This is a genomic window from Marinobacter daepoensis DSM 16072, from assembly GCF_000421165.1.
Lineage (GTDB): Bacteria > Pseudomonadota > Gammaproteobacteria > Pseudomonadales > Oleiphilaceae > Marinobacter > Marinobacter daepoensis.
Map to the genome: position 1 here is coordinate 880,313 of NZ_ATWI01000009.1, position 10,635 is coordinate 890,947.

At 57.8% G+C, this 10,635-nt stretch carries 6 protein-coding genes and 2 tRNA genes; 2 read left to right on the forward strand and 6 right to left on the reverse strand.

The genetic code is table 11. The features are described from left to right. Both K325_RS0109615 and K325_RS0109620 read right to left on the reverse strand, forming a co-directional pair. On the reverse strand, nt 1–3,762 hold the full coding sequence (locus tag K325_RS0109615; protein WP_029654055.1) for a translocation/assembly module TamB domain-containing protein: 3,762 nt from the start codon (nt 3,760–3,762) through the stop codon (nt 1–3). After that, nucleotides 3,759–5,510, reverse strand: a complete 1,752-nt coding sequence (locus K325_RS0109620; RefSeq protein WP_084694199.1) for an autotransporter assembly complex protein TamA — start codon at nt 5,508–5,510, stop codon at nt 3,759–3,761. The genes K325_RS0109615 and K325_RS0109620 overlap by 4 nt, the downstream gene beginning before the upstream one ends. A 211-nt stretch (nt 5,511–5,721) precedes the next feature. Between K325_RS0109620 and K325_RS0109625 the strand changes: the two genes are divergently transcribed. Next, the gene (locus K325_RS0109625; protein ID WP_029654057.1) at nt 5,722–6,729 is read left to right on the forward strand and encodes a hypothetical protein; all 1,008 of its coding nucleotides are present in this window, start codon (nt 5,722–5,724) and stop codon (nt 6,727–6,729) included. A 13-nt stretch (nt 6,730–6,742) separates the two neighbouring features. On the opposite strand, the gene K325_RS0109630 is transcribed toward K325_RS0109625, so the two are convergent. The 3 genes from K325_RS0109630 to K325_RS0109640 form a co-directional block, all read right to left on the reverse strand. Continuing rightward, nucleotides 6,743–7,258, reverse strand: a complete 516-nt coding sequence (locus tag K325_RS0109630) for a shikimate kinase (protein WP_029654058.1) — start codon at nt 7,256–7,258, stop codon at nt 6,743–6,745. A 76-nt stretch (nt 7,259–7,334) separates the two neighbouring features. Beyond that, nucleotides 7,335–7,411: transfer RNA gene (locus tag K325_RS0109635), tRNA-Met, on the reverse strand. A gap of 100 nt (nt 7,412–7,511) precedes the next feature. Next, nucleotides 7,512–8,831, reverse strand: coding sequence for an acetyl-CoA C-acetyltransferase (locus tag K325_RS0109640; RefSeq protein ID WP_051146606.1), 1,320 nt, complete (start codon nt 8,829–8,831; stop codon nt 7,512–7,514). Nucleotides 8,832–9,022: 191 nt separating this feature from the next. Here K325_RS0109640 and K325_RS0109645 point away from each other — a divergent pair, with 191 nt between their 5' ends. Next, complete coding sequence (locus K325_RS0109645; RefSeq protein WP_029654060.1) at nt 9,023–10,429, forward strand: 3-oxoacyl-ACP reductase; 1,407 nt, start codon at nt 9,023–9,025, stop codon at nt 10,427–10,429. Between the two features lie 129 nt (nt 10,430–10,558). Here the strand turns inward: K325_RS0109645 and K325_RS0109650 are convergent. Further along, nucleotides 10,559–10,634: transfer RNA gene (locus K325_RS0109650), tRNA-Val, on the reverse strand. Nucleotide 10,635 lies beyond the last annotated feature (1 nt).

Sequence of the window (10,635 nt, forward strand, 5' to 3'; positions counted from 1 at the left end):
TCAGAAGTTTCGGGTGTAGAAAATATCCAGCGAGGCCGCCAGTCCACTGGCGGCCTCCAGATAAAAGTAACGCCCAAGATCGTAACGTAACGCCACCGTCGTGATGGGCTCGAATATGCCCACGCCATATCGCAGGCTCAGATCTTCAGTGATATAGCCACTCGCCACCACCGAGGCCTGGTCACCCGATCCCTCAGCCTCCAGAGTCAGGTTGCGGATCCCCAGCTCATTACCAATGCCCTGGGTGATTTTGCTCGCCTGAGTGAGACCCAGCGACAACGCTGCCTGGCTCATCTGGCCATCGTCACCCTGCCCTCTGGGAGCGCGCCCGAGAATGACGTAGGACAAAGCCTCGCTCTGGGGCATGGCGGGTTCAGAAAAAACCTCGGTCTCAGGCGCCTCGGCGGGGCCGGTAAGCCGGATACCGGCAACCACCGTATCCACTTCCCTGATCGCCTCAATATCGAGGTAAGGACTGGTCAGCGCCCCGACAAAGAGTATCCGCGCCTTGCGAAGCTCCAGCTCCTGACCAAAAGCCTCATACCGGCCATCCACCAATTGCAGTGTGCCTCGCGTGTCCATGTTGTTGCCAACCCGCAACGTACCCTCCAGATCGCCCGTAACACCAAACGCGTCAAAAGACACCCTATCCTCACCAACGACAACCGTCACATCCATCAACATTGAGCGAATGGCTGGCTCTTCGCGCTCAACACCGACAATCACCTCATCTTCAGAAACCGACACGGCCGACGGTGGCACATTCTGGACTTCAATTTCCCCTCTAGGCACGTTCACCTGGCCCGCAACCGACAATTCCCCTTCTCTAAATGAAATATCGAGGTCCGGGCCGACTTCCAGGCGTGCAAAGGGCTCCAGGGTCACCGGCAGCCTGTCTCCTTTAAGGTTGATCATAAGGTTAGGCGTTTGCGCCCACTCCAATGACCCGGACACCTCCCCCTGACTGCGATCATTGCTGTGCCAGCGCCCACTGACGTCTGCGGCCTGGCCCCGGAATTCCAGCACAACCAGCAAATCTTCAAGAGGCAGAGGCAGACCTGGATCAAACACCCGTCCGTCGGTCAGCACCAGCTCGCCCGTAACCTCCGGCCTGAGCAGCGGGCCGGACAAGGCACCCTTCCCATTAACCTGCCCCTGAACATCTTCAATACCTGTAAAAGCCGACAGGAACGCCAGGTTCAGATCCTCCAGACTGAACGCACCTTCTATCGGCCGGTCTGGCGACAGGGGATCAACCGCGAGATCCAGATTCAGAGTTCCCAGCTCCGGACCACTGAAATCAACCCCGATATCCGCCACCTCGGGCTTCAGGGTAGCTTCGAGGACCAAGTGGTCATGCTGGATGGATTCCCACTCGTCCAACACCAGAAAACGGAAGGCTCCTGCCCCTGCATCCACCCTGAGACGGCCATTCGGCCCGGCATCGGTCAGTTCAAGGGCGATGTCAGCATCGATAGAGGACTGCCACTGAACGGTCTCCGGAAATGCCGGGCTGAACGCTGCAGCCGGGAAGCCTCGTACTTCATATGCAAGACGTGGTGCAGGCCACAAACGCTGATCTTCGGCGCACACAGAGCTTTCCTGCCAGAGCCAGCAGTGACGACCAAGGCTCAACGTGCTGTCGATGTAGTTCAGATCAGCCTTGCTATCAAGGCGCCAGGTCTGGCCGGGCTCCATCACCACAATCTCACCCCGGCTGATCTCACCACGCCACTCCTGCCACTGCTCCCCCAGCCCACCAGCAAATTCCAGTAGCACCGAAGCTTCCGGATGATCCGCCTCAACCCGTAGAACATGACGCGCCTGATCGCCATCCAGCGTTGCCTGCACCCGATCCAGCTTCTGGCCAGCCAGGCTCAGTTCATTGCCGTCGAGTTCAAGTGCAACGGTACCTGAAGGGCCAAGGCGGGCCTGGAGCTGCCCTTTTCTCACACGAACCTTATCTTGCCAGGCGAAATTATCCACACTCAGCGATGAGCTACCTTCCGGTGCTCCCGGCGATCCAGACAGGCGAACCCTGCCTTTGGCGACGCCAGCAAGACCGTTCATCAGCTGCTCGGGCCGGGATAAATCAAGAAAAAGATCGGCCAGCAGGGTTTCACCGTAACGACCCTCTCCCCCGACGGTATTCTCACCTACCCTCACAGAAAAATCGGTCAGCGCCCAGTGCTCGTCTTCGGTCGTCAGCTCTCCCTTTGCCACGACCTTCTGTTGCCGCCACTGGCCACTCAGGTCTACGTTGGCAGATAATTCAGGTAAACCGGAGGGGCGCATCTGTCCCTCAGTAACGACCTGCCCGTTCAGACTGCCCTCCAGCATGGGCAGCCAGTAACCTGGATTGAACTGATCAAGTTCAAGTCTGGCATTCCAGGCCAGTGGCCCCGCAAAACCGAGTTCCCCGTCACCGCTGAGTGAGCCTGCTCCGGTACTGACATCCAGATGACGGACGGTGACCGATGCCAGGTCGCCCTCGAGGCTGGTCCACAGCTCAGCCTCCCCAAGCGGCCCTGTCACCGAGGCTTCCAACTCCGCCTGATACTCATGGGCCTGATACTGAAGTTCACCTTCCAACCGATTCAGATCAACCGGGGGTCGATCCAGCTCTGGGAGCAATCCATACCACGGAAACCGATCCATCATCAGCTGAGCTTCAGCCGTAATATCACCAGCCCACACAACACTGCCATTTGCCTCGAATCGACCCTCAGGGACGCCCTCCTGACCGGGCGAAACCATGGAGAGCGCCACGCCTGACGCGCCCTTCGGTGTCAGTAAACCTTCAACGGATGCACTGACGGGCCCCGTTGTAGCAGGAACGGTTGCCTCAGTCCGGGCACGGAAACCTCCGGCCAGAGAACCTGCAAGCTCCAGCCGCCAGTCTTTCAGCATCAAGGTTTCAGGCAGCGTCTCATCAGGGCGAAATGCGTCCGACGTCAGTGTCAGGCGGGCCGGAAGATCAGCGGAAAGCGGTTCAGCCCGCCCTTCAAACAAGGCCGTAAGATACCCCGAACTGGTACCTGAAACACGCAGCTCTCGTACGCTCCCCGAGAGGTCCAGGCCGATCCGCCACTCGTCCCCACCGGGTGGTGGGAGTTTTGCGTTCACGGTGAGGTTAAGAGGCCAGTCGCCACGCATGACGGTTCGCCCTTTCGCGCTGATCACGATATCGTCGCGCTGGAAGAGCACTTCCTCAAGGTCGACGGTAGCTCCGGAGAGCCTGGCCTGGAGTTCAAGGCGATTCCAGACAGTCTCATCGTTCACGCTCAGCTGCCCCAACTGAACGTTCCGGATCCTGACGGCCAATGGCAAACTGAAGGTCGGCAGGTGAATATCGGTTCGAGGCGCGTCCTCCCCACCGTCGGCGTTCTGTACCACAACGGCCACGCTGTCTGCTTTCAACGTATCCAGGCAAACGGTCAACTCCAGCAGACAGCCCGGAGACCAGTCAAGTTCAGGCTTTTCAACCCGAACGCGAACCCCGTAGCCCTGCCACGACAATTCGTCAGCCTGCCAGGCCCCCAACATCGACCCTTGTGCATCATGAGTCTGCAACCCGGGGATCTGATCAATAACCCAGGCTGTCCCGGTCTCCGACCGGAGCACAAGCAACGCTGCGAGCAACAACACCAGCGGCACCAGCACCACGACCAACACGATGATCAGTGGCCAGAACCACCAGGGCCTGTGGCGCCGGCGCCTGGCTTCAGGTGCCGGGTTCTCCTGCCGATGCTCGTCGGTCAAAGTTCGGGCCCCATGGAAAAGTGAATACGCCAACCGCCATCCAGTTCGTCGTTCAGGCCTTTGGCAACATCAAGACGCAATGGCCCTACCGGGCTGACCCAGCGAATGCCCATCCCGACACCCGTAGCCAGTGGGTCAAAGACATTGTTCACAGCGTTACCCTCATCCACAAACGCGGCCAATCGCCAGTTTCTGGCAAATTCGTACTGGTACTCGGCACTCCCGACGATCAGATACCGGCCACCAATCGCAACGCCATCACTGTCTTCCGGCGACAGGGTTTCATAGCCATAGCCGCGCACACTCTGATCGCCCCCGGCGAAGAATCGCAATGACGGCGGCACGTCAGAAAAACTGTTGGTGGCCACCCCTCCAAAATTAAAGCGGGCCAGGAACCGATGATTATCCGCCAGGGTGTACAGGCCCTTGGCCAGAAAGTTGATATGAAGAATATCGGCGTCGGAGAGTAACGCCCGATGGGCGCCGGTCACGTCCAGTTGGAGACGAAACCCCTGAGACGGGTCCAGCGGCGAGTTCGCCCTCAGCTTGGAATAACTGACGCCAGGTAACAGAAGGCTTGAGGTACCACGTTCCTCGTCACCAATACGGTAACGCTCCCCCTCCCAGCGCATTGACAGCACCTGCATCCAGCCACTATCCAGCTGGTGGTTCCACTGCTGCCCTAACGTCAGCCTTTCCGACTCAACATCTTCGATATGTTCACGCTGATAGCCGGTTCCAAGCCGGATCGAGTCGGTCATCGGAGGGTCAAGCGGCAATTCATACCAGCCACTGATGCTCTGGCGCAACTCGGACAATTCGGTATCGGCCCCCCGCTTGTACCCCTTGGCATTAATGTAGTGCTCTCGCCAATTACCCCGAAAACGCGGGCCCACATCGGTCGAGAAACCAACACCGGCGGATACTGAGCGGGGCGGCCGGGGCGTGAGACCAATATCCACAGGGATCACCCGGTCTTCGGCCTTGGTCGGAGAGACATCGACATCAACTCCTGAAAAGTAGCCACTGTTCGACAGATCCTGATTCAGGCGCGCCACCTTGTCGGCATGAAACGGTTCGCCAGGTTCGATGGTCACGAACTGACGTAACAGGGTTTCATCGAATCCATGGCCATCAAGGAAGGTTACCTCTCCCAGCCGGTAGCGCTCCCCCGTCTCGTACTCTAGCTGGATATCTGCAGCCAGGGCTTCCGGGTCGACCGCCAGCTGCCGCTCAAGGTATTGCCCATCGAAATAACCTGAGCGGCCAGCCCGATTCTGGATTGCACGTCGCAGGGCGTCATATTCTCCATGGTGCAACACATCCCCCGCCCGCGGACGTTCGGGCAACCCGGAGACCAGGGACGGATCTCTGGCTCCCGGCCCCCGCACGTCGACACGCCGGGACCGAATACGGACAGGTTCGCCCGGAGAGACGGTCAACCGCAATTCTGCCGGCTCTTCTTCCTGTTCGTAGACTTGCCAACGAACCACCGGGTTGTAATAGCCAAGCGCTCGCACCGCTTCTTTCACTTGCGCCACCGCACTCGATGCATACCGTCGCAGGCCATCGGCCGTGCGGCCCTCAACCTCCCCCAGAAGGATTTCGGCATTCTCCTGCAGTTCGTCGAAGTCACCCTCAACTTCCACACGGACCTGGTTGGCAAACACAGCATGCGTCGGTGCCAGGAACAGCAGGGCCGCAATCAGATTACGCGCCGTCGGCCTTTGTATCCATGGTAGTCGCATCAATGAAAGTCTGTCCTGACCCGATAAGTGTGTGGTCCTTGTCACAGGGACGGAGAGTTTACCCGCAAGCTCCCTGGCTATCCATGCCCATCCCCGGGCCACGGCTCTCCCCCGGAGTGTTGCCCTCATCATCGCACTCCACTGCCTCGAACCAACCGAGAAAATGCGCTAATCTGTCAGTCACTTATAGCACCCACTACAGGCCCGACGGATGCTTCGAATAAACCGTGAAAACCTCAAGTCCAGCCACCAGCTGATCTGGTTTGTCATCGACTTTGTCATGCTGGGCCTCCTGATCGTCAATCTCACGTTCATTATCTGGGACTCTATCTACAATTTCATCGCGGTTCAGAACCTGCTTCGGGACTATGTACCGGCGCTCCAGTCTGCCTATCACCCCATTCATGAACGCTTCATTTTCTACGACATCCTTTTTGTTGCCGTTTTCCTGACCGAGTTTGTGGTTCGCTGGGCCTATTCCATCAAGGCAAAGATCTATGACCGCTGGTACTTCTATCCGTTCATCCACTGGTACGACCTGGTTGGCTGCATTCCGGTTGGCAGCCTGCGCTTTCTGAGGATTCTTCGCGTTATCTCGATTATCTACCGATTGCACCAATACAAAATCATCGATTTCACAGACACCAGATTATTCCGGTTTGTGAACTTTTACTACGACGCATTCATGGAAGAGTTATCGGACCGAATCGTCCTGAAAGTCCTGAGCGGAGTTCAGGAAGAAGTCCGGAAAGGATCACCCCTGTTTGACCGAATCCAGCACGACATCCTGTTTCCCCGTCGGGAAATGCTGTCCGACTGGTTATCCGGCCGGGTTGCGATGGCAGCCCGGGAAGGATACGTGCCCAACCGGGGCGCCCTCAGAGCCTATCTTGAAAACCGGGTGGATCAGGCTCTGAAGCAGAACCACGAGCTTTCACGCCTGAAATACCTGCCCGTCGTCGGGCCGACGATACAGGACACGCTGGAGAACGCGGTAGGGGACATTGTGGCAAATGTTGTACACCAGGTTCTGGAAGACCTGGCCTCCACCACTAACCACGCGTTTATTGAGGATATCGTGAACGTTTTTCTGCCGGACAGAGGGCACGCACCGTCGGAGCCGGAGGAAAATGAAGCGCTGATCCGCCTGATTCTTGAAATCGTTGACGCGATCAAGGCTCAGGTCAAAGTCAAACGTTGGCGGGAAGAACTCCCCTGACCCGCAAGGGCGCTCAGACGCGAAGACCGTCAATCACCAACTGACAGACCGCCTCCTGCGTTAATCCCTGGCCAGGAACGGTCAGGTCCGCGTATCGGGAATAGAGTGCAAACCGTTCGTCATAGAGCGCCTCCAACGACTGCCCGGGGCGCCGGGAAATACCCCGAAGACTGTAATCCCCGATGCGCTCCCGAACGACACTCAACGGGATATCAAGAAAGACAACCGTGCCGGCCTGCCTGAGGTGATCCATGGCACGTTCACTGTACACGGCGCTGCCGCCCGTACTGATCACATCTCCACTTCCCTGCAACTCCAGTAGCACACGCTCCTCAACCTGCCGCAACGCCAGATAACCGTCCTGGTCCACGATCTCCTGCAGGGTGCGCCCCTCGGCCTGCTGTATCAGCAGGTCTGTATCGATAAAGCCCAGCCCCAGCCTCTTGGCGACGAGCACTCCGACGGTGCTTTTGCCACTGCCTGGCATGCCAATAAACACAAGATTACGAGACGCAGAGTACGCAGGCATCCGCAGATTCCCTTTGCTTGTCTGGAAAACAAAAAAGGCAGGTCAGTAACAATAACTGACCTGCCTTTTCTGGTATTGGTAGCGGGAGCTGGATTCGAACCAACGACCTTCGGGTTATGAGCCCGACGAGCTACCAGACTGCTCCATCCCGCATCAAACTGGCTGATGACCGGGTTAACCCGATCAACGTGGCGCGAATACTATAGCGCTGAGCGCTCGCTGTCAAAGAAGATTTCGGTTATTACGTATAATCCTATCGCTCCAGGATCGCAGTCACTCCCTGCCCCCCGGCAGCACAAATCGAGATCAGGCCGCGACCACCGCCTTTTTCTTCCAGCAACTTAGCCAGCGTCGCGACTATACGCCCTCCCGTGGCCGCAAACGGATGCCCGGTAGCCAGGCTAGACCCCTTCACATTCAATCTGGCCCGATCGATACTCCCCAGCGGCTTATCCAACCCAAGACGCTCCTTGCAAAATCCAGGGTCCTCCCAGGCTTTCAGAGTAGAGAGCACCTGTGCCGCGAAGGCCTCGTGAATCTCATAGAAGTCGAAATCCTGCAAACTCAGGCCAGCCCTGTCCAGCATACGCGGCACAGCATAAGCCGGAGCCATCAACAACCCTTCTTTCTTGTCCACAAAATCCACAGCCGCCACCTCGGAGAACGTCAGCCAGGCCTTCACCTCCAGGTTGTTGGCTTTCGCCCACGCTTCGCTGGCCAGCAGCACGGCAGACGCCCCGTCGGTCAGGGCCGTGCTGTTGGCAGCAGTCATCGTGCCATTCTCACGATCAAAGCAAGGCTTGAGGGAGGCCAGCTTTTCCAGCGACGTATCCGGACGCAGGATGTTGTCTTTATCCAGCCCTGCCATCGGGGTCACGAGGTCATCAAAGAACCCTTCATCGTAGGCAGCAGCCAACTTCTGATGACTTTCCAACGCCAGGCGATCCTGATCTTCCCTGGCAATGCGCCACTCTCTGGCTGTCACCTGACAGTGATCCCCCATGGACATTCCGGTGCGGGGCTCGCCATTCTCCGGAATTTCCGGCATCAGATGCCCCGGACGGAATCGGCCGAGAACCTTCAGTCGCTCACCGGTGGTTTTGGCTCTGTTGAGATCCAGCAGGATCTCCCGCAACCCTTCGCCAACCCCGATCGGGGCATCTGAAGTCGTGTCCGTGCCGCCGGCAATGCCGCACTCAATCTGCCCCAGCGCAATCTTGTTGGCCACCAGGATGGCAGCTTCCAACCCGGTACCACAGGCCTGCTGAATGTCGTAAGCCGGCGTTTCCGGCGCCAGCCCGCAACTGAGTACTGCCTCGCGAGTCAGATTAAAGTCTCTGGAGTGCTTGATTACCGCGCCGGCAACCACATCTCCCATTCTCATACCCTGCAAACCAAAACGATCCACCAGCCCCCGCAACGCGGATGTCAGCAATTCCTGATTGCTGATCTTGCTATAGGCCGTGTTTGAGCGAGCAAACGGAATTCGGTTACCACCAATGATCGCCACCCGCCGTATTCCCTGGCTGGTCGCGCTTTTTCCGGGCGCCGTGCTTTTCTTTGCCTGTGCCATCGCCGTGCTTCCTTGTAAGTGAGAGTATGAAGTGTCGGTTATCCAACACGGTTGCAGAGTCTAGCGCCTGACCGCGCCGTCTCATTGGCAAGTCTGACAAGGCACTACCGGCATTGAGTCAATACAATAGCTGGAAGATTCCTTACCCTTTAGGCTAATTTGCAATCAATCGCGAACACAAGGAAGAACCTATGTCTGACCTGTACCTGAAACTCGTGAACACTCCCGTTGGCAAGACTGCGGCCCAATCTCTGGGCCTGCCTTCACCCATCCCCCTCAAACGCCTGAAACGTGTAGACCAGCCATTTATCGAGGGCGACGTACTGATGGGGGCCGGCCAGGGTGCCAGGGCGATTGCCACTCTCGGCAACATTGTTGGAGCGAGCCCTGCGACACTGCATCATGCCTCCGGCCTGGAGACCCTGGCAGAGTCATCAAAAGCCGGGCCCAAAGCCCGCCCCCTGGACATCACAGGCCTCTCCGACACGACTTTCCCGGCCCTGGTATTTGATGCTTCAGGCCTGCAAAAACCAGACGAGCTTCGGGCGCTGTATGATTTCTTTCACCCGACCATTCGCAGGCTGGCCACCAACGGCCGGGTCCTGGTGATTGGCCAGGATCCCCACACCTGCCGAAAAGCACCCCAGGCCGCAGCTCAGCAGGCTCTGGAAGGTTTTGTCCGAGCTATCGGTAAAGAGATTGGCAAGAAAGGCTCAACAGCCAACCTGCTCTGGATTGCCCCCAATGCTGAAAACCAGCTTGATTCCTCGGTGCGTTTCTTCCTCTCACCACGGTCAGCTTATGTTTCCGGACAAACAGTGCGCATTGGCAAGGCCAGTGAAGCAAAAGCAACCAACCCGGTAGCACCTCTTGCTGGCAAGGTAGCCCTGGTCACCGGCGCTTCCCGCGGTATCGGCGCCGCCATTGCAGAGACCCTCGCCAGAGACGGAGCAACGGTGATCGGCCTAGACATTCCAGCAGCGCTTGATGCACTCAGAAGCGTGACCAGCAAACTGAAAGGCAAGGCCTTTGCCTGCGACATCACCGACGACGAAGCGCCAAAAATCATCGCGGATTTTATCCAGAAAGAGACCAGCGGCGTGGATTTTGTGATTCACAACGCCGGTATTACCCGCGACAAAACTCTGGGTAACATGCCTGAACACTTCTGGGATATGACCATCGCAGTCAACCTGACGGCTGAAGAGAGGATTGACGAAGAACTGGCTGCCCGCAACCTGATGCGGGAGAACGGACGCATCGTCTGCATTTCATCGATCAGCGGAATCGCTGGCAATTTCGGTCAGACCAACTACGCCTGTGCCAAAAGTGGCGTGATTGGTTATGTCGAATCCATGGCCCGCCACCTGAAGAACGGAATGACCATTAATGCCATCGCCCCGGGTTTTATCGAAACCCAGATGACCGCCGACATGCCATTCACCATTCGAGAGGCCGGCCGACGCATGAACAGCCTTTCACAGGGAGGACAGCCCGTAGATGTTGCTGAGGCGATAGCCTGGTACTGCAATCCGGCTTCCGCAGGCGTGAACGGCAACGTGGTAAGGGTATGCGGGCAGTCGCTCATCGGCAAGTAATCGCGACACCCCCAGTCAAAGCCGGCGAACGAAGGACGAGCGCCGGCTTTGCTACAGAAAACAACAAGGCCTCCGGTTTCCTGAAGGCATAAAAAAAGCAGGTCCAACCGGACCTGCTTTTTAGAATTCTGGTGGGTGGTGCAGGGATCGAACCTGCGACCCTCGCCTTGTAAGGGCGATGCTCTCCCAGCTGAGCTAACCACCCA